This is a genomic window from Aeromonas sp. 601027 (assembly GCF_049174455.1).
Classification (GTDB): Bacteria; Pseudomonadota; Gammaproteobacteria; order Enterobacterales; family Aeromonadaceae; genus Aeromonas; species Aeromonas veronii_A.
Genome location: NZ_JAAKTN010000017.1, coordinates 1 through 19,813 on the forward strand (window position 1 = coordinate 1; position 19,813 = coordinate 19,813).

Sequence of the window (19,813 nt, forward strand, 5' to 3'; positions counted from 1 at the left end):
CGTTTAGCTCAGCTGGGAGAGCACCTCCCTTACAAGGAGGGGGTCACTGGTTCGATCCCAGTAACGACCACCATATTCGCAAGCGAGGCTGAGATATCAGCTGCGGTTGCAGAGAAAGTCCCCATTCAGATGGGGATTTTTTTGCCCGCAATTCAGTACTTCAACTTCTTCTGTTGCCGGTGTGGCGAGCCGAACGCCACCTCTTAATGTGCCACTCTGCCACTCCGATCCTTCTTCATCCTGCTCTTCCGAGATTGTTCGACGGCCACTGACTTCACTCCTGTCCATCGTGATGCTGCTTATATGAACGCCTGTAATAAAGCAAACGCCAGCAATAAAAAGGGCAGGCCAAGGCCTGCCCGCACGGATTCGCAAAGCGTTACATGATCCCGCGGATCAGGATCCCGCTGATCAGCAGCGGCGCCACCACGCGCCAGCACCAGAGCAGCGCCAGACGCAGGGCGGGTGACAGGCCCGCAGGCAATATGGCATGACCCAGTCGCCAGCCCAGCAGCAGGGTCAGCACCAGACCAAACAGCGGCATCATCAGGTTGGAGGTGAGATAGTCGAGCAGCTCGAAGATGGTCTTGCCAAACAGGGTCAGATCACTCCAGGGGCCGAACGACAGACTCACCGGAATGCCGGAGGCCATGATGAGCAGGGTCAACACCCGGCAGGCGCCACGACGCGACCAGCCCCACTCCTCGGTGGTAAAGCGCACCAGATGCTCAAGCATGGAGATAGAGGAGGAGAGGGCAGCGACCAGCAGCAATAGGAAGAAGACCACCCCCAGCCCCTGACCGAACGGCAGATGACTGAACACGGCAGGCATGGTCATAAAGGTGAGCCCGGGCCCTGCGGTAGGGTCGATACCGGTGGAGGCCAGCGCCGGGAAGATCATCAGCCCAGCCAGTACCGAGATCAGGCTTGCCAGGGTGACGACCCAGACCCCAGAGCGCAGTACCCCTTCGCTATTGGGCAGGTAGGCGCCATAGGTCGTGTGTACCCCTAGCCCGATGGAGAGGGAGAAGAAGGCCAGTCCCAGCGCGTCCAGCACGCTCTGGCCGGTCAGCATGGAGAAGTCCGGCAGCAGCAGCTGGCGTACACCCGCCATGGAGCCCGGCATGGAGAGACCGACCCCAACCAGCAGCAACATCATGATGAAGAGCGCGGGCATCATCCAGCGCAGTGCCCGCTCAACCCCTTTCTGAATACCCCCCTGCACGAACCACCAGGTCAGGCCTGCGAAAATCAGATGGGTCAGCACCGGCCACCAGGGGTTGCTGACATAGCCGTTGAACAGGGCGGTGAGGGCACTCCCCTCGCTCAGGTTGAGCTTGCCAGCCATCGCCAGCGCGGCGTAACCCACGGTCCAGCCGCCCACCACGCTGTAGAAGCTGTAGATAAAGAAGCCGCAGGCGATCCCCATATACCCCATCCAGCGCCAGTTCGGCCCCACCAGTTTGCGAAAAGCGCCGAGCACCCCGCGCTGGCTATGGCTGCCGAGCAGGGTTTCGCCGACCTGTACCGCTACCCCCAGGGTGAAGCTAAACAGCAGAAACACCAGCAGGAAGGCGCCACCGCCATTGGTGGCGGTCACATAGGGAAACTTCCAGATGGCACCAAGGCCAATCGCTGTGCCTGCTGCGGCCAGCACATGACCGAGACGGGAAGACCACTGAACCTGGCTCATACAACCTCCGGGTAACACGACATCGAAGCAATACTCCTCTGTAGCAATAAACGACAGACCATAAAAAAGGCCGCCTGAGGCGACCTTTGCAATGAACATTCAGAAAAACTGTGCGTGCAAGGTCACCTCTCTTGCGAGCTAAAAAATCGACCAAACAGCACGAGGATGGCAGACATGAGGTGGCAACCTGACTAATGAATGAGGGAACAGCCTAAACCATGGAAAGAATAATTGACACATAAAATCAAAAATTTTTTATGTGTGCCGCTGTCACCACTCTGACTGTACGTACAACTCAATGTGGGGAACCTCGCAGGGCAGCATCTTTTCTACCTTGTGGCTATTTACTGGGCGATAATCGACGTAGCTTCTTCTGGAACTAGTGACCGCGACATGGCACTGACGGGGACAACGATGAGACAGGATGTCGTATGAGATGGATGATGCTGCCCTGGTTACTGATCAGCCTGAGTGTGTCGGCGCAGCCCGGATTAACCCTGCTGAGTCACGATTTACCCCCCTTTACCGAATACCGCGACGGCAAGCTCGACGGATTTGCCATTCGCCTGATCGATGAGGTGCAGGAGGAGCTTGGCACCCGTTATCCGGTGCGGATTTACCCGCTCAAGCGGGCGCTGGCGTTGGCACGGGTCGAGCCCGGCTATGGACTGTTCGTGGTACAGCGGCTCCCGGAGCGGGAGTCCCATTTCAAATGGGTTGGCCCGCTCTTTATCAATCGGGTCTTTATCTATCAGGCGCCAGATAGTCGCCACCCGCTGACCTCGCTGGCACAGTTGCGAGATCTGCCCAGAGTGGGGGTCGTGCTGGGCAATGCCGATGATGTGCGGCTGACCCATGAGGGCTACACCAATCTGGTGCGCTACAAGACGGTCGGGGAGGCGATAGAGCGGCTGATGCTGGGCAAGATCGATGCCTTGCCGATGGCGGAGCTGGTGATGGAGGCCACCCTCGACAAGATGGGGTTATCCCGGCGCAGCATCGTCAGCAGTGGCGTGCTGCTCCATCAGGCCGGTCTCTATATCGTCTTCTCCAAGGGAACGGATGATGCCGAGATCACCCGCTGGCAACATGCCCTGGAGGCCGTCAGAGCCGCCCAGGGGCGGGCCGATCAGCCCACCCGCGAAGAGTAACCGTCACACCAGACCGCGAATCAAGATCCCGCCGATCAGCAAGGGGGCAATCCAGCGCCAGCAGTTCATCAGCAAGTGATGCCAGTGGCTGGCAATCCCCTGCGGCAGCGCCTTGCGTCCCAGCTTCCAGCCCAGCAGCAGCGTCAGCATCAGGCCGAACAGCGGCATCATCAGGTTGGAGGTGACAAAGTCCAGCAACTCGAAAATGGTTTTGCCAAACAGGGTGGCGTGTTGCAGCGAACCAAACGACAGGCTGACCGGAACACCGCTAACTATGACGAATCCAGTGATGGCGCTGCAGGCCGTGCGGCGTGACCAGCCCCAGGTCTCGCACAGGAAGCACTGCAAATGCTCCAGCAGGGAGATGGCCGAGGAGAGCGCCGCAAAGACCAGCAGGGCGAAGAAGATCACCTCAAGCACCTGACCGAAGGGCAGCAGCTGAAACACCGCCGGCATGGTCATAAAGGTGAGGCCGGGGCCGGATGCCGGGTCGATACCGGTCGAGGCCAGCACCGGGAAAATCATCAGCCCCGCCAGTACCGCCACCATGCTGGCTAGCAGCACCACCCAGAGGCTGGAGCGACCAACCCCTTCGCTAGTCGGCAGATAGGCGCCGTAGGTGGTGTGAATGCCCAGACCGATGGAGAGGGAGAAGAAGGCCAGCCCCATGGCATCGAGTACGCCGGACATCCCCAGCTTGCTGAAGTCGGGCATCAGGAAGTGACGAACCCCCGCCATCGCATTGGGCAGGGTGAGGCCAAAGGCGACCAGCATCAGGATCATCAGGAACAGGGCTGGCATCATCCAGCGCAGGGTGCGCTCCACCCCTTTCTGAATGCCCCCTTGCACCACCATCCAGGTGAGGGCGGCAAACAGCAGGTGGGTGAGGATGGGCCAGACATCCCCGCTGACATAGTCATTGAAGCGGGCGGTGAGGGCCGCCGCATCCCCATGATTGAGCTGGCCGGAGATGGCCATGCCGGTATAACCCAGGGTCCAGCCGCCCACCACGCTGTAGAAGCAGTAGATGAGCAGGGTAGAGATCACCCCCATTACCCCAACCCATCGCCACTGTTTGCCGAGCAGATCGGAGAAGGCACCGACTACCCCGCGGCGACTCATGCTGCCGAGCAGGGTCTCCCCCATCAGTACCGCAACCCCCAGGGTGAAGCTGAACAGCAGAAAGACCAGCAGGAAGGCGCCGCCGCCGTTGACGGCTGTGACGTAGGGGAATTTCCAGATTGCGCCGATACCGACCGCGGAACCCGCTGCGGCGAGGATGTAGCCGAGTCGGGATGACCATTGGGACTGCTTCATAAGAACTCCAATCGAGCGCCCCTGGGCAGGGGCAGAATGGCGCTCATGTTACGGAGGTCACGGCGCAATCACTACGACGGTTATCAGGCATAAATGCGATTTATTGGCACGATTGGCTAATTTAATTCTGTTTTTTGCCCAATCCTGCCACCAAATAAAAACCGGAGCGAGATTGCTCCGGTTTGGTCTCTGACAATGGCTCGTCGGTGGACTAGATCACCCCGAGCTCCCGCAGCCGCTCCATCAGGTAGCTGTGGGCGGTATGGCGCTCGGAGAGCACCACATCCGGGCGCGGATGGAGGAACAGCGGCAGGGAGATGCGTGACTTGGCGGCATTGCCACCAGTCGGGTTGATGACGCGGTGAGTGGTGGAAGGGTAGTAGCCGCGAGAGGCCTCCTGCAGCATGTCACCGATGTTGATGATGAGGGTGCCAAAGTCGCACGGCACATCCATCCACTCGCCATCGGAACCCTTCACCTGCAGCCCCGGCTCGTTGGCGGCGGGCAGAATGGTGAGCAGGTTGATATCCTCGTGGGCGGCGGCACGGATGGCGCCCGGCTCCTCGGTGCCATCGAACGGCGGGTAGTGCAGCACCCGCAGCAGGGTCTTCTGGCTCTCTTCGATCATCGAGGAGAGGGGGCCGCTGTAGTGAGCGGCGATATCGGCCGGGGTGTACTGCTCCACCCAGCCCAGCAGCTCGGCGGCCAGACCGTTGGCGAGGCGATAGTACTCCATCGCCTGCTCCTTCAGTTCTTCCGGTATCTGGCCCCAGGGGTAGATGTGGAAGTACTCCTTGATGTCTTTCTGACTATGGCCCTTGGCCACCTCGGAGACCGACGGCGGGAAGTAGCCATCTTGGGTTTCGCGGTTGAACAGGAAATCCTGCTTCTGCTCGCTCATGAAGAAGCGATACCAGTTGTCGTAGATGGACTGCACCAGCTCTTTCGGAATGGGGTGGTTGGTCAACACGCCAAAGCCGGTGGTTCGCAGGGATTCGGTGAAGCGTTGGGCCGCATCGGGTGAGCGGTAATCGACGGTCAGGACTTTCATTGTTTTTGTTGCGCGCCAGTTAAAAGATGGCGCAGTTTACCTTGCACCTGATAACAAGGAAAGCGGGTTGGCCGCCCGTCTGGCACTGCGTTGAATAGTGACAAAAGCATCAAATAAACCGCGCCAGATCACACGGGGGCGCATCCCTTGTTATGGCCTTTTATCCTCTCTAGAATGCCGCTCACTATCTTTTCCGGAGTCTGTTCATGTCCCCCAAAATCCTGTTGCTGACCCTGCCGGTATTGCTGGCGGGATGCAGTGCCCTGTCAGAAGATGAGTGCCGTACCATGAGTTGGTACAACCTGGGTTATCAGGATGGATCGGAAGGCAAAACCCGTCAGGCGACCCGCGATTACGTTTCGTCTTGCAGCGAATATGGCCTCAAAGTGGATGAAGCCGAGTGGAAACGGGGCTACGACAAGGGGCTGGAGCTCTACTGCATTCCCGAGCTGGCTTACAGCAAGGGCAAGGAGGGGCAGGCTTATCTGGGGGTATGCCCCAATGACGCCAGCTTCCTCAAGCAGTATCAGCGTGGCTACGAAGAGTACAAACTGGCTGCCCGCCTGCGGGAGATCAGCGCCGAGCTGGAGCGTACCGAGCGTGATATCGATACGCTGGAGCGCAGCATCCGCAACGAAACCAACACGGAACAGCGTGACTATTACCGCGCCAAGCGCGATCGGGCCATTCGCCACTACGAATCCCTGCGCCGGGAGTACAACCGTCTGCGCTATCCGGATCGGGTGATCCAGTTCTCCTTCGGCGGTTAATCCCTCTCTTCATGGCCAGACCGCGTGCTGGCCATGTTGCATCCTGTCAGATCAGGGCAGTACCCAGCGCTGCAGCGCCAGTGCGATACCATCTTCGTTGTGGTCGGCTGTGACCCGATGGGCATGGCTTTGGATCTGCGGGGCCGCATTGCCCATGGCCACTGCCAGCCCCACCTGCTCGAACATACTGATGTCGTTGTTGTTATCCCCAAACGCTACCACCTGCTCCATCGCAATCCCTTCGCTGGCTGCCCACTGGGCAAGCCGGTTGCCCTTGCTGCAACCGGGCTGTACCAGCTCCACCGCATAGGGGGCCGCCCAGTCGCGGGTAAAGGGCATCTGCTCGACCACCTCGCCCATAAAGGTGTGCAGGCGTGCCGGATCCTGATTGAACAACTCCAGCTTCCAGACCGGGTTATCGAGCCAGCCTGCCAGCTCCTCGACCGGGTGGAGGGCGATCTTGAGGTGGTCCGGCTGATTGGCCGACCAGTGGCGGATGCGGGTGACATGCTCTTCACAGCCGATGTAGCCGATCCCCTCGCTCAGGTGGAACAGGGCGCCCATCTGCTGCGCCTCGACCGCGGCCAGCAGCTCGGTAAGCGGGGCGGCCGCCAGCGGGTCGCCGCTGAGGATCCCGTTTTGCACCGGATCATAGAGATAGGCGCCGTTGCTGCAGATGAGGGGGGTATCGAGGGCCAGCTCGTGATGGAAGGGACGCGCCGTCATGTAGTGGCGCCCCGTGACCAGCAGCACCTTGATGCCGTGGGCGCGGGCCTGCGCCAGTGCTGCCCGGGTGGCCGACGAGATCTTGTGATCCCGGGTCAGCAGGGTGCCATCCATATCGAGCGCGATGGCCTTGTACTCACTCATAGCTCCTCCAGCATCGAACAAATCCGCAAAGAGCTTTACCGTCCCAGACCCGGCGCCCCGATGCAAGTCTTGCCCGCGGCCGAAGCGCCGAACTGTGATCCCTTCGTGGCTCAGGTGCAGCTTGCCAGCTGTTGACGACGGTCGGCGCGGCGACGCAGCAGATAGAAACCGGCGGCACTGGCAAGGGAGCAGAGGGTGGCGAGATAGAAGGGCCACTCGGTACCGGCCAGCAGCACCAGACTGCCGAGCAGCACCGCCAAGATCTCGCTGCCCACGGCGAGGGCGCGGTAGAGTCCCATCGCCTGCCCCTGCTGCTCCGGGTGACTGCGGTTGGAGACCGCCACCGAGGTGGCCAGCTCCCCCAGACTCATGCCGATGCCGGCCGGAATGAAGGTGAGCGCCAGCCCCCACCAGTGCACGGGCAGGATAAAGAGCAGCATGCCGCTCGCCATCACCAGATGGCCGACAATCCCGAGGGAGCTGCCGCGCCAGTGGCGGGCGATGCGGGAGCCGAGCCAGGAGCCCGCCATCATGGGCAGGCTCACCAGCACCGCTGCCTGCGCCAGCTGGGCCGGATCCCAGGCCAGCCGCTCCACCAGCCAGATATTGAAGTAGGTGAAATAGAGCTGCACGGCGCCATAGCTGATTAGGGTGAGTGCGAAGTAGGGGAGCAGGGCCGGTTGCAGCAATAGCTGGCGGCTGGAGAGGGTCGCTGCCTGACGGGTGGCCGCCACAGGCGGACGATAGGGGATCAGCCAGTAGACCAGCAGCAGGTTGAGCAGGGTCATTCCTACCGCCAGCCAGGCGGCCAGACTGTAATCACCCGAGATCACCGCGGCGTAGCCCCCGATCATCGGCCCCACGACCCAGCCCAGATTCATGCCGATATTGATCCAGGCGAAGCTGCGGGCCTTGTGCTCCTTGCCGGCGAGATCCGCCACCATTGCCTGCACGATGGCGATGTTGCCGTTGCACAGCCCCTCCACAATCCGGCTGAGCAGTAACAGGGGGAGGGAGCGCCAGGCGATACCGAGTGCCATCAGGGCATAGCCTGCCAGCACCCCCGCCAGCGAGAGCAACAGCAGTGGCTTGCGGCCATAGCGGTCGGAGAGGCGACCGAGCCAGGGGCTGCCCACCAGCTGGAACAGCGGATAGAGCCCCATGATGACCCCCAGCCACACCTTGCGGCTCCAGTCGGAGGCTTCCGGTGTCAGCATTCCCTGCGCCGGATCCAGCAGCAAGGGGGCCAACACCGGGGAGGGGAGACTGAAGCCTGCAACTGCCAGCGTGACCGTCATGACCAGCACCCAGAGGGGATTTTTGTGCTCGTGTTTCTCCATGTTGCACCCATTAAATAAAGTTATTGGTTTATTTATGCTGATTCATAGATAGGATTAAGTAAAGTGAATTGTTGATTTAATAAAGGGGGCTCCCCATAATGGGGTCATGAACGCAAGCACCGACAAGATCCTGTTTCTGCTCAAGAGCCATGGCCCGCAGAGCGCCGCCGCGCTGGGGGAGCAGTTGCAGATGACCTCCATGGGCGCCCGCCAGCACCTGCTCGCACTGGAGCAGGATGGGTGGGTCACATTCAGCGACGAGGCGCGCGGGCGCGGTCGTCCCGTGCGGCTGTGGCAGCTCACCGAGCAGGCCTGGCAGCGCTTCCCCGATAGCCATAGCGACCTGACAGTGCAGCTGATCGACAACGTGCGCGAGCTGTTTGGCGAGGAGGGGATGGAGCGGCTGATCCTGCAGCGGGAGCAGCAAATGCTTGCTCGCTATCAGGAGGCGTTGGGCAACAAGGGATTGTCCGGTCGGCTAGCGGCGCTCAGGGAGCTGCGCAGCCGCGAGGGCTATATGGCGGAGATCCGCCGCGAAGAGGATGGCAGCTGGCTGCTGTGGGAGAGCCACTGTCCCATCTGTGCGGCGGCGCGCACCTGCCGCGGTTTCTGTCGCAGCGAACTGGCGCTGTTTCGCCAGCTGCTGGCGCCGGCGACGGTGGAGCGGGAGCAATATCTGCTGGAGGGGGCGCATCGCTGCCTCTATCGCATCACGCCGCCCGCGCTCTGATTTCGTCAAACGCCCAAAAACAACAAAGCAGGCGCCGGGATGCCTGCTTTGTTGCCTTCGGGGAGGGGGTTCTCTCGTTCCAGCCCGTCGTTTCCCGATAAGGTAAGACGGCTGATGGGGCTCTTGACCCGGTAAGGTCCTTCACCGCAGAGACCCGGTCAGGTATCTGCTTTGCCACCGGAAGATGTAACCATAGTATCCCTCCCGTGCCGGTGAGTGGTTGCAAAGCAACCACTTATTTCGGTTGTTTTTGCAATAGTTCACCCTTAATCTAGGAAAAGTGGATTAGTCATTGCAACGAGGAAGGGTAAATGCTGAAACTTGATCGCATAGACAGACATATTCTCGAGCTGATGCAGGAGAATGGCCGCATCAGCAATCTGGAACTGGCCGAGCTGGTCGGGCTCTCGCCGTCCCCCTGCTCCCGCCGGGTCAAGGCGCTGGAGGATGCCGGTCTCATCGACACCCACGTTACTCTGCTCAACGCCCGCCAGCTTGGCCTCACCCTCACCGCCTACATTCACATTTCCATGGACAGACATACGCCCGAGCGGTTCGAAAACTTCGACCGCGCCATCAGCGAACTGCCCGAAGTGCTCGAGTGTGACCTCATCACCGGCAATGATGCCGACTACCAGCTCAAGGTGGTGGTGCGCGACATGGAGCACTACCAGCACTTCCTGTTGGACAAGCTGACCCATATTCCGGGGGTGACCGGGGTGCGCTCCAGCTTCGTGCTGCGCCGCATCAAGCACAAGACGGCGCTGCCGCTCAACCATCTGGGTTGAGCCCGCGCAAGCCGCTTATATAAACAGAAAGAGGAGGCCAGTGGCCTCCTCTTTTACTATTCGCTCTTGGTTATTCGGTAGTGGTTATCGGGTCTGGATTAGCTGTCGCGGTGACGGGGCGACTGCCGCTGTCAGACGCTGACCTGGCTGATGTCTTCCACCTGCAGCAGCCAGCCGCTCTGCTCCTGCTGCGGTTCGCCGCTGACCCGCAGCCGCTCGCCGGTCGGCACCCACTGCCCCTCGGGCAGGGAGACCAGCAGGCTCTCGCTGCCGTTGTCGAACAGCCAGCGATCTTCGCCAAGCGATTCAATCAGATAACCTTCCATCTCCACTCTGGACTCGGCTTGCCAGGATGGCGCAACGGAATCACGGCTCTCGATGAAATCCCCCTGAACACCAAAACTGGCTAGCCCCCACAGAATGGAGAGCCCGACGATGGATGTTTGCATCTTGTCTCTCCTCTTTTGGAACTGTAGGGCCAGTATGGGAACAGAAAACTGAGCGCACCATGAACAAGGTGGCAAAGTGCTGGCGAGATCGCGAAAAAATCCGGCCAATTGGCCGGCAGTGTCATTTTATGGTGCCTGGATCACACTATTTGGCGGCTTCTTCTGCCATCCGTTCAGCTCTTGGCTTATTCGTCCACATGGCTACCCCGCGATGATCCCCACAGATCCCCTCTGCTACCACGGCGCGAACCCGGGTGCCATCTTTGCAAATGGCCTGCCAGGCGTCGGCATCATCGATGGCGAGCGAGTTGGGGGGCGGCGTGGTTTGGCAAGCCGTGAGCAGCAGGGCGCACAGGGGGAGCAATTTTTTCATGGCGGACTCCTCGGGGTGATGGGGGACTGAGAGGATGGGGATGGCCTCTCCATCAGGGCTTCACTCCCCAGCATCAGTGATAACCGGTTAAGGGGCAAGGGGAGGGGTCACCGACAGGCGCAGGTGCCGTGCAGCCGGGGCTTGCCCTGTGCCCTCCTTGGGCCTAAGGTGGGGCCGTTTTACTGCCTTATTGAAGGAGCGTTTTCATGTCCACTCTCTATCCCCGCGTCGGGGTCGGCGTCATCCTGACCAACGCCCAAGGCCAGGTTCTGCTTGGCAAACGCAAAGGAAGCCATGCCCCCTACTGGTCGATCCCGGGTGGTCATCTGGAGTTGGGGGAGAGCTTCGAGTCGGCGGCGATCCGCGAGGTGGCCGAGGAGACCGGACTGGAGATCCACGGGCCCGAGGTGGTGGCGGTGACCAACAATCTGGAGACCTGGCGCGAGAGCGGGCTGCACTATGTCTCGGTGACGCTGCACGCCCGGGCCGATGGTGAGCCGCAGCTGCTGGAGCCGGAGAAGTGCGAAGGCTGGGTCTGGTGCGATCCGCGCGCGTTGCCCGAGCCCCATTTCGACGCCAGCCGTCAGTCCATCGCCTGCTGGCTGGCGGGACGCTGCTATCTGCCGGGTGATGTGCCCATGGTGTCGGCCGAATCAGTCTGATTGTCATAAAACGATCATCGCGCTGTCATAATATCTCCTCTCCATCGTGAGAAGAGGGATGAGGGGGAAGAGCGTGGGACAGGTATTTATTCAGTTTTTATGGCTGGGATGCATCAGTTTTGGCGGCCCGGCCGCTCATATCGGCTATTTCCAGCGCACCTTCGTCCAGCGGCTCGGCTGGCTGACACAGGCCGAGTTTGCCCGCTTGCTGGCGCTGTGCCAACTGCTGCCGGGGCCTGCCTCCAGCCAGCTTGGTTTCGCCATCGGTCGTCATCGCGCCGGTCTGGGCGGGGCGCTATCTGCTTTTGTTGGCTTCACGCTGCCCTCATTTCTTCTGCTACTGGCGGCTGCGATCGGTATCGGTCAGCTGGGCAGCAATTTGTGGCTTGATGCGGCGCTGCACGGCCTCAAGCTGCTGGCGCTCATCGTGGTGGCCGATGCGGTGCTCACCATGAGTCGTCAGTTCTGTGCCACTGGAGTGACCCAAGGGATTATGGTGGTGACCGCTGCTGCACTCTGGTGGCAGCCCGGTCTGATGACTCAACTGTTGATGCTGGCGGGAGCTGCGCTGATCTGCGCCCGCAGCCAGCGCGGGGCGGGTAGTGTGCCAGCCTCCGCCGAGCAGCCTTCTGCCGCCAGCAGTCAGCCTCATTGGCCGACCCTGCTGCTGTTTGGCATCCTTTTTATCGGTCTGCCGCTGCTCGGTAGTCCGCTTGGCCAGCTGGTTGCCGACTTCTATCGCGCCGGTAGTCTGGTGTTTGGCGGTGGCCATGTGGTGTTGCCGCTACTGCAAGAGAGCGTGGGACACACTCTCAACGAGCAGCAGTTTCTGACCGGTTACAGCCTGGCCCAGTTGGTGCCGGGCCCCATGTTTACCCTTGCCACCTATCTTGGCGCCCAGCTGCAGCCCGAAATGCCGCTGATCGGGGCCCTGTTGGCGACCCTGGCGCTGTTTGTGCCCGGTTTTCTGCTGCTCTGGGCGGTGGGCCCCTGCTGGCAACAGTGGCTGGCCCGGCCCCGTCTGGCGGGGGCCGTCACCGGAATCAACGCCGCCGTGGTGGGCTTGTTGTTGGCGGCCCTCTATCAGCCGGTGTGGCAGAGTGCGGTGCTGGCGCCGACCGATCTGGCGCTGGCGGCCATCGGCTTTTATCTGCTGCGGGTGTTGAAGCTGCCGGTGCCGGCCATCGCGGCCCTGTTGGTGATGGCTGCTATCCTGCTGGCGTGAATGCGGTGAAATCCCGATTAAAAACGGCGCCTCCGTGATGGAGGCGCCGTTTTTATTGCAATGGGTAAGACGTTCAGACCTCGGGATCGAAATCCAGACTCAGGCTGTTGACGCAGTAGCGCTGGCCTGTCTCGGTCGGTCCGTCGGGGAAGACGTGACCGAGGTGAGAGCCGCACTGGCGGCAGGTGATCTCCACTCGCTTCATGCCGTGGCTGTTGTCCTCGGTGTACTCTACCGTCCCCTCGATGGCCTTGTCGAACGAGGGCCAGCCGCAGCCGGAATCGAACTTGGCTTCTGAGTGAAACAGCACGCTCTTGCAGCAGACACAGAGGTAGTCGCCGCTCTTGCGATTGTGGAGCAGGGCGCCGCTGTAGGGGCGCTCGGTGCCCTTCTCCCAGCAGACATGAAACTGCTCGGGGGTCAGTTTGCTGCGCCACTGTTCCGGATTGTTACTGCTCATACCGACTCCTTGCCATCCATACCGGAGCCCAGCATAGCGGCTCCGTAAAGCTGACTCCAGCATGCCTCTTATGCTTTGCCTGTATCTGTGATCGAGGTGGCAACCATCTCCTCACCGGATGCAGGGAGAATTTCCTGCTGCGGTGGCTGGGCATCCTCCGCCGTGCTGGCCAGTGCCACCCGCTCCAGCAGTTTGAGGGAGTGGGCTCGGCCGACTGCCACCTGCCGTTTGATGTCATCGGGCAGGAAGGGGAGGCCATCGTTGGTGGCGGTGTCGATGGTCTGGATCCACTCCAGCCCTTCTCCCGGCGGCGGCAGGCGGAACTGGATATCGTAGTCGCTGGCGTTGAACAGCACGTACCAGCGCTCGCCGACACAGTTGATCATGCCGATATCCATGGCGAACGCCTGCCCCATGGGGGCGTGCCAATCCTGATCGGTGAGCTGGTGGCCGTCCGGGTGATACCAGTTGACCTGATGGCAGCTGGATGGGGTGCCATTCCAGCTGTCGTCGCTCAGCTGCAGGTTGGAGAAGACGCAGGACTCTGCCCGCAGCGCCATCATCTGCTGGGTGAAGGCGAACAGCCGCTCATCCTCCGGTCGCCACTGCCAGTTGACCCAGCTGATCTGGTTGTCCTGGCAGTAGGCGTTGTTGTTGCCAAGCTGGCTGCGGCCCATCTCGTCCCCGGCGAGGAAGTGGGGGGTGCCTTGGGAGAGCAGCAGAGTGGCAATCAGATTGCGCTTCTGCTGCTGGCGCAGGCTGTTGACCCGCGGATCCAGGGTCGGCCCCTCTACCCCGTGGTTATAGGAGAGGTTGTTGCCGTGACCATCCCGATTGTCTTCACCGTTGGCCTGATTGTGGCGCTGGTTGTAGGAGACCAGATCCTCCAGGGTGAAACCGTCGTGATAGCAGAGGTAGTTGACGCTGGTGTGGGGTGATCGCCAGTTCTTCGGGAAGATATCCCGCGAGCCTACCAAGCGGGTGGCAAAGTCCCCCATCTTGCCCGCATCACCGCGCCAGAAGGCGCGCACTGTGTCGCGGTAGCGGTCATTGATCTCCTGCCACTGGCTCGGGAATTGACCCAGCCGGTAGCCGAAGGGGCCGATATCCCAGGGTTCGGCGATGAGCTTGACCTGTGACAGCACTGGGTCGGCCATCACTGCCTTGAAGAAGGCGCCCATGGGCTCGAACTCCCCCGCTTCCCGCGCCAGTGTCACCGCCAGATCGAAACGGAAGCCATCCACCTGCATCTCGGTGACCCAGTAGCGCAAAGCATCAAGCACCAGTCGCAGGGTGTTGGGGTGATCCAGATTGACGCTATTGCCACAGCCGGTCACGTTGGCGTGACGGGTGTAGTCCGGGCCGTGGGGGCCCGCTTCGAAGGCGTAGTAACCTGCGTTGTCAAAGCCCTTGAACGAGAGGGTGGGGCCGTCGAAGCCAGAGGCGGCAGTGTGGTTGTAGACCACATCCAGGATCACCTCGAGTCCGGCCCGGTGCAGCTCGCGTACCATGGTCTTGAACTCGGTCACCGCCTCGTCTGCTCGGGTGCTGTAACGCGGCTCCGGGGCGAAGAAGGCAATGGGGTTGTAGCCCCAGTAGTTGGTGAGTCCCAGCTGTTCCAGTCGCGGTTCCGACATGAAGGCGGCCACCGGCATCAGCTGCACCGAGGTGATGCCGAGACTCTTCATGTGCTCGATAACCAGCGGGTGACTGATGCCAAGGTAGGTGCCCTGCAGCGCTTTGGGGATCCCCGGGTGCTGCTTGGTAAAGCCCTTGACGTGGGTCTCGTAGATAATGGTGCGGGCCGGACTGATCCCGGGTTTGCCAACCCCTTGCCAGTCAAAACTGTCATCCACTACCACCGACTTGGCAATCATTCCGGCGCTGTCACCCTGATAGAGGGCTTCATCCCAGTAGGTGGGACGGCTGAGCGCCTTGGCGTAGGGGTCGATCAGCAGTTTTTGCGGATCGAACAGCATCCCCTCCTGCGGGGTACCATAGACCCGATAGCCGTAGCGCTGACCGGCCTTTACGCCGCGCACGTAGCCAAAGCGATACTGGCCACGGCGGCCGGGCAACTCCAGCCGCATCAGCTCCTGCTCCTGCTCGTCGTACAGGCAGAGCTCCACCTTGTCCGACTGGGGGGCCCAGACGCAGAAGTGGCAACCGTTCTCGTCAAGGCGGGCCCCCAGCGGGTGGCCCACCCCTTTTTCCATTACAAGCATCAAGACTCCTGTTTGATAAACAAGGTCGCCAGCGGCGGCAGATCCAGCACTATGCTGTGTGCCATCCCCTGCCAGGGGGTCGGCTCGGCAGCGAACACCAGACCTACATCATAGTTACTGCCCCAGTAATACTCGCTGTCGGTGTTGAGCACCACCCGATAGTGGCCCGCCGCAGGGACGCCGATCCGATATTCGATACGGGGCACCGGGGTGAAGTTGCAAGCCACCACAATAGACTGCTTGCCCTCTTTGTCCGCCCGCAGCCAGGCAAAGATGCTGTTGTCGGCATCGTTATGATCCAGCCAGCGGAAGCCGGTCTGCTCATAATCGGCCTGATACAAGGCAGGCTCATGACGGTAGAGGTGGTTGAGATCGTGGATCAGCCGCTGTTGACCGGCATGCTTGGGATATTGCAGCAGATGCCACGGCAGTTGGGCGTCGTGGTTCCACTCGTTGCTCTGAGCGATTTCGGTGCCCATGAAGTTGAGCTTCTTGCCCGGGTGGGCGTACATGAAACCCATGTAGGCCCGCAGGTTGGCTGCTTGCTGCCACTCGTCGCCCGGCATCTTGTAGAGCATGGAGTGCTTGCCGTGCACCACCTCGTCGTGGGAGAGCGACAGGATGAAGTTCTCGTCATAGTGGTAAACCATGGAGAAGGTCATGTCGTTGTGGTGGTAGCGGCGGTGGATCGGCTCTTTCTGCATATAGGTAAGGGTGTCGTGCATCCAGCCCATATTCCACTTGAAGCCAAATCCGAGGCCGCCGAGGAAGGTGGGGCGGGAGACACCGGCAAAGGCGGTGGACTCTTCGGCTATGGTCATGGCGTGGGGATACTTGCCGTAGACCTCCTCGTTGGTCCACTTGAGCAGGCTGATCGCCTCGTAGTTGTGGTTGCCGCCATCGACGTTCGGTACCCATTCACCGGCGTTGCGGGAGTAATCCAGATAGAGCATGGAGGCGACCGCATCCACCCGCAGGCCGTCGATGTGGAACTTGTCGAGCCAGAACAGGGCGCTCGCCACCAGGAACTGGCGCACTGTGTCGCGGCCGAAGTCGTAGATGTAGGAGTTCCAGTCCGGGTGCCAGCCACGGCGCGGATCTTCATATTCGTAGAGCGGGGTGCCGTCGAAACGGGCCAGTCCGTGGGCATCGGACGGGAAGTGGGCGGGCACCCAGTCCAGAATGATGCCGATCCCGGCCTGGTGGCACTGATCGACGAAGTATTTGAAATCATCAGCGGTGCCGTAGCGGCTGGTGGGGGAGAACATGCCCACCGGCTGGTAGCCCCAGGAGCCGCTGAAGGGGTGCTCGGAGACAGGCAGCAGCTCGATGTGGGTGTACTCCATCTCCTTGACGTAGGCGACCAGCTCCACTGCCAGTTCACGCCAGCTCAGGCTGTCGCCGTTGGGGTGGCGTTTCCAGGAGCCGACGTGCAGCTCATAGATGGAGAGCGGCTGCTCGCGTTTGTCGTTGTGCTGGCTGGCAATCCACTCGGCATCCTGCCACTGGTACTGGGCGTGGTCATAGACCACGGAGGCGAACGACGGATACTGCTCGCAGTAAAAGCCGACCGGATCGCTCTTGTGGGGCAGCCGGTTGCCCATGGGGTCTTTGAGCTCAAACTTGTAGCGATCCCCGGCCTTGAGGCCCGGCACAAACAGCACCCAGTGACCGCAGAGGCTGCGCTGCATCGGGTGGCGGCGGCCATCCCAGAAGTTGAAATCGCCGATGAGGCTCACGGCGGTGGCGCTCGGCGCATAGACCGCAAAACGCACCCCTTCCACCTGCTGGCCAAGATGCTCCACGGTGCGCAGCTGGGCGCCAAGGGTGTGATAGAGGTTTTCCGGCTGGGCGGTCAGTTCGGCCAGGCCTGCCCAGGCGGCATCCTGAAACTGATAGGGGTCGATGACCTCGGTGGTGGCATCTTGGTAGCTGGCGAGCAGCTGATAGGGGAAGGAGTTTTTGCGGCGGGTGAAAACAGTTTCAAAAAGACCCGATTCATCGGTGGGCGCCAGGGTGGCAACGACTTTGCCCGACTTGAGATCCTTGACGCGAACTTCGAGGGCATCAGGCAACCAGGCGGTCAGTTTGAGGCCGGGCCCATCCGGATTGGCCTGCAGGCCTAAGTGAGAGAAGGGATCGGAACAGCGGGCAGCAACCAAACGTTCAACGAGCATCGAGATTTCCTTTCATGACAGAGCATCCACTCCGGCCGAAGCCGGAGTGGATTTAGGTGAGAGCGCTGTGGGAGACAGCGTCTCAACGACTGGCCTCATCACGGGCTTGGCTCATCTTGCCAGCCAGTGCCTTGAGTGCCTCATTGGCAAAAATATCTTCCAGATCAGCGGAAAGCTTGCGGCGCCAGTTGGGGTATTCGTAACTGGTGCCCGGTACGTTGACCGGCTTGTCCATCTCCAGCCAGTCTTCCAGCTGGGTACTGAACAGGGCACAGCTGCCGCGGGACATATGGATCTGCAGACCGTGGTTGAGTTCGGTGTTCATGCCGACCCAGTTCACGTCATGACTGATGTTGTCAGAGATGACCTTGTGGGCATGCAGGCTGTCGAGGATCCGCTGTTTGGCCTGGTGGCGATCAGCATACAGAGTCTTCAGCACATCTTCATCCGGATACAGACCCAGTTGACGGCCGAGCGCCAGATCATCGCAGTGCCAGAAGCCCTTGAGGGTCGGCATGTCGTGGGTGGTCAGGGCTGACATCGCCTGCTCGGTGTAGTGCGCCGGGGAGATAAAGCCGCCATCTTCCTTGGAGCGCTCGAAGAAGAACACCTTGTAGGAGTGGACGCCGTTCTCTTTCAGAGTCACGTCGATCCCCTCCGGCACGGTGCCCAGATCCTCGCCGATCAGCAGGCACTGATTGCGGTGGGATTCGAGGGCCAGAATGCCCAGCAGATCGTTGACCGGATAGTAGATGTAGGCGCCCTTGGCGGCGGACGCTCCGGGCGGTACCCACCACAGGCGCAGCAGTGCCATCACGTGGTCGATGCGCAGTGCGCCGCAGGAGCGCATGTTGGCACGGAACAAGTCCACCATCGGCTGGTAGGCCGCTTCAAACAGCTTGTTCGGGTTCATCGGGGGCAGGCCCCAGTTCTGACCGAGCGGGCCGAGGATATCGGGCGGCGCACCGACAGAGGCTTTCGGGCAGTAGAGATCCTGGTTTGCCCAGATCTCGGTGGAGCCTTCGGAGACGCCCACCGCCAGATCCCGGTAGATACCCATCACCATGCCGGCAGCTTTGGCACGGGCATCGGCTTGCGCCAATTGCTCATCAGCCAGGAACTGCAGATAGAGATAGAAGTTTACATCTTGCGGGTGCTCGGCCATCCAGGCGGCAACGGCAGGGTTGTGGTAATCGCGCAGCTCCTGCGGCCATACCGGCCAGCCCCAGGCATTTTCGCCTTTGGCATAGAAGTGGGCCTGCAGGGCATCAAATGCAGCCTGCTGCTGCAGGCTGTCGCCACCGGCGGCGACGAAGGCATCGAAGGCGGCCTGACGTTCGGCGCTCAGGGTGGCATCGTCGAACACCTGACGCAGCATGCCGATCTTGGTCTCGATGACGCCGGTGTAATCGACGTTCTCTTTGGCGCGCAGATCGGCCAGATGCTGCTGGAAGGCAGGACTTGCCACTTCCGCTTTCAGGCGATCGTTCTGCTGGAATTCGGGCACCGCTTCCACATTGATATAGGCTACGTTGAGCCAGCGACGGGAAGAGGGGCTGTAGGGACTGGCGCTCTCCGGATTGGCCGGATAGAGGGCGTGGATAGGGTTGAGGCCGACGAAGTGGGCACCCCAGGCGGCGGCTTTCTCAACCAGCTGGCCCAGATCGCTGAAGTCACCGATACCCCAGTTATGGCGGCTGCGCAGGCAGTAAAGCTGCACGCTCGGACCCCATACCTTGCGGCCATCGGCAATCGGCGCCTGCTTGTAGCAGGCCTTGGGGGCAACGATGAGGCGCATGGTGGCCAGCGGCTCGTCATTGCCCTCTTCCAGCAACACCAGCTGGTGATAACCCAGCTCCGGGGCCATATCCAGCGTGACGCGATAGGCCTGGCACTCCATCTCTTCAAATTCGGCCACGCCGACCAGCTCACCCTCGATGGGGGTGAATTGACCGGACAGCACTGCACCCTGCTCCTGCTGGAGCTGCCAGGTGAGGGCGTCGTTGACGAATTCGATGGGGAGGCGAACCTCAAGGGTAACGGCGTCGCCGGTGCGAACCACCATCACAGGATCCAGCGCCCGCAGCCAGTGCTGGCGATGCTCCTCTTCCAGCTGCTGCACCAGTGCGGCCTCGTCATCGACGCGGTAGCCCATGGCGCCCAGCATGGCGGCCTTGCTCTCTTCTGATACCTGGGCCGGGTGGCCCCAGGCATCGACATACTCGCTGGCGATACCTTTTGCGGCAGCCAGCTGTTCAATCAGGGTGGTCATAGTTTGAGAATTCCCGCTGTGGATTCTATCTATACTATTTTGTTTGATTTTTATGGGGTGGTACTTGAACAGTGGCTCTTTGGCCATGCTAAACCGCGCACATTTTTACATATCTCTGTGAATGGTTGTGTGACCGAGTAGGCACTATTGTTGATATCTGCGCGATGCCACGATCTGGCACTTTTTTCGTCAAAACGTGGTAATCAGTTACATAAACAGAAAATTAATTTCACAGTTTTTCATGATATAGCGCAATTTCA

17 protein-coding genes are annotated in these 19,813 nt (G+C 60.8%); 6 read left to right on the plus strand and 11 right to left on the minus strand.

Annotated features, from left to right (window positions below):
• Positions 1 to 379 precede the first annotated feature (379 nt).
• On the minus strand, positions 380 to 1,693 hold the full coding sequence (locus tag G5193_RS18865; protein ID WP_421206853.1) for a sodium-dependent transporter: 1,314 nt from the start codon (positions 1,691 to 1,693) through the stop codon (positions 380 to 382).
• Positions 1,694 to 2,124: 431 nt separating this feature from the next.
• Between G5193_RS18865 and G5193_RS18870 the strand changes: the two genes are divergently transcribed.
• Entirely contained in the window at positions 2,125 to 2,844 is a 720-nt protein-coding gene (locus G5193_RS18870) for a substrate-binding periplasmic protein (protein ID WP_421206855.1), read from the plus strand.
• Between the two features lie 3 nt (positions 2,845 to 2,847).
• Here G5193_RS18870 and G5193_RS18875 read toward each other — a convergent pair whose 3' ends face one another.
• Together G5193_RS18875 and G5193_RS18880 are read right to left on the minus strand one after the other, a co-directional pair.
• On the minus strand, positions 2,848 to 4,161 hold the full coding sequence (locus G5193_RS18875; protein WP_421206857.1) for a sodium-dependent transporter: 1,314 nt from the start codon (positions 4,159 to 4,161) through the stop codon (positions 2,848 to 2,850).
• Positions 4,162 to 4,372: 211 nt separating this feature from the next.
• Positions 4,373 to 5,212 carry an isopenicillin N synthase family dioxygenase gene (locus tag G5193_RS18880; RefSeq protein WP_216952056.1) on the minus strand — a complete coding sequence of 280 codons (840 nt, stop codon included), beginning with the start codon at positions 5,210 to 5,212 and terminating at the stop codon, positions 4,373 to 4,375.
• A gap of 206 nt (positions 5,213 to 5,418) precedes the next feature.
• Here G5193_RS18880 and G5193_RS18885 point away from each other — a divergent pair, with 206 nt between their 5' ends.
• Positions 5,419 to 5,982 (plus strand): DUF2799 domain-containing protein, encoded by a 564-nt coding sequence (locus G5193_RS18885; RefSeq protein ID WP_421206859.1) that lies wholly within the window; start codon positions 5,419 to 5,421, stop codon positions 5,980 to 5,982.
• A 51-nt stretch (positions 5,983 to 6,033) separates the two neighbouring features.
• On the opposite strand, the gene G5193_RS18890 is transcribed toward G5193_RS18885, so the two are convergent.
• On the minus strand, positions 6,034 to 6,852 hold the full coding sequence (locus tag G5193_RS18890; protein WP_160882250.1) for a Cof-type HAD-IIB family hydrolase: 819 nt from the start codon (positions 6,850 to 6,852) through the stop codon (positions 6,034 to 6,036).
• Positions 6,853 to 6,962: 110 nt separating this feature from the next.
• Positions 6,963 to 8,192: an MFS transporter gene (locus G5193_RS18895; RefSeq protein ID WP_421206861.1), complete on the minus strand. Its 1,230-nt coding sequence runs from the start codon at positions 8,190 to 8,192 to the stop codon at positions 6,963 to 6,965.
• Between the two features lie 106 nt (positions 8,193 to 8,298).
• Between G5193_RS18895 and G5193_RS18900 the strand changes: the two genes are divergently transcribed.
• Positions 8,299 to 8,922: a helix-turn-helix transcriptional regulator gene (locus G5193_RS18900; protein ID WP_421206863.1), complete on the plus strand. Its 624-nt coding sequence runs from the start codon at positions 8,299 to 8,301 to the stop codon at positions 8,920 to 8,922.
• Between the two features lie 311 nt (positions 8,923 to 9,233).
• Complete coding sequence (locus G5193_RS18905; RefSeq protein WP_005304871.1) at positions 9,234 to 9,710, plus strand: Lrp/AsnC family transcriptional regulator; 477 nt, start codon at positions 9,234 to 9,236, stop codon at positions 9,708 to 9,710.
• 131 nt (positions 9,711 to 9,841) lie between these two features.
• Here G5193_RS18905 and G5193_RS18910 read toward each other — a convergent pair whose 3' ends face one another.
• Complete coding sequence (locus G5193_RS18910) at positions 9,842 to 10,159, minus strand: hypothetical protein (RefSeq protein WP_005343224.1); 318 nt, start codon at positions 10,157 to 10,159, stop codon at positions 9,842 to 9,844.
• Positions 10,160 to 10,304: 145 nt separating this feature from the next.
• Positions 10,305 to 10,532, minus strand: a complete 228-nt coding sequence (locus G5193_RS18915; protein ID WP_005335715.1) for a hypothetical protein — start codon at positions 10,530 to 10,532, stop codon at positions 10,305 to 10,307.
• A gap of 206 nt (positions 10,533 to 10,738) precedes the next feature.
• Here G5193_RS18915 and G5193_RS18920 point away from each other — a divergent pair, with 206 nt between their 5' ends.
• A complete protein-coding gene (locus G5193_RS18920) occupies positions 10,739 to 11,194 on the plus strand; it encodes a nucleotide triphosphate diphosphatase NUDT15 (protein ID WP_421206866.1) in 456 nt (151 codons plus the stop codon).
• Positions 11,195 to 11,267: 73 nt separating this feature from the next.
• Complete coding sequence (gene chrA / locus G5193_RS18925) at positions 11,268 to 12,419, plus strand: chromate efflux transporter (RefSeq protein WP_421206868.1); 1,152 nt, start codon at positions 11,268 to 11,270, stop codon at positions 12,417 to 12,419.
• A 73-nt stretch (positions 12,420 to 12,492) separates the two neighbouring features.
• Here the strand turns inward: chrA and msrB are convergent, their stop codons facing one another.
• The 4 genes from msrB to malQ all read right to left on the minus strand — a co-directional run bounded on the left by msrB (position 12,493) and on the right by malQ (position 19,553).
• A complete protein-coding gene (gene msrB, locus G5193_RS18930; RefSeq protein WP_421206870.1) occupies positions 12,493 to 12,879 on the minus strand; it encodes a peptide-methionine (R)-S-oxide reductase MsrB in 387 nt (128 codons plus the stop codon).
• 68 nt (positions 12,880 to 12,947) lie between these two features.
• On the minus strand, positions 12,948 to 15,104 hold the full coding sequence (gene glgX / locus G5193_RS18935; RefSeq protein ID WP_335831148.1) for a glycogen debranching protein GlgX: 2,157 nt from the start codon (positions 15,102 to 15,104) through the stop codon (positions 12,948 to 12,950).
• The gene (gene glgB, locus G5193_RS18940) at positions 15,104 to 17,281 is read right to left on the minus strand and encodes a 1,4-alpha-glucan branching protein GlgB (RefSeq protein ID WP_421206872.1); all 2,178 of its coding nucleotides are present in this window, start codon (positions 17,279 to 17,281) and stop codon (positions 15,104 to 15,106) included. The genes glgX and glgB overlap by 1 nt, the downstream gene beginning before the upstream one ends.
• 82 nt (positions 17,282 to 17,363) lie before the next feature.
• Positions 17,364 to 19,553: a 4-alpha-glucanotransferase gene (gene malQ / locus G5193_RS18945; protein ID WP_216952049.1), complete on the minus strand. Its 2,190-nt coding sequence runs from the start codon at positions 19,551 to 19,553 to the stop codon at positions 17,364 to 17,366.
• Between the last annotated feature and the right edge of the window lie 260 nt (positions 19,554 to 19,813).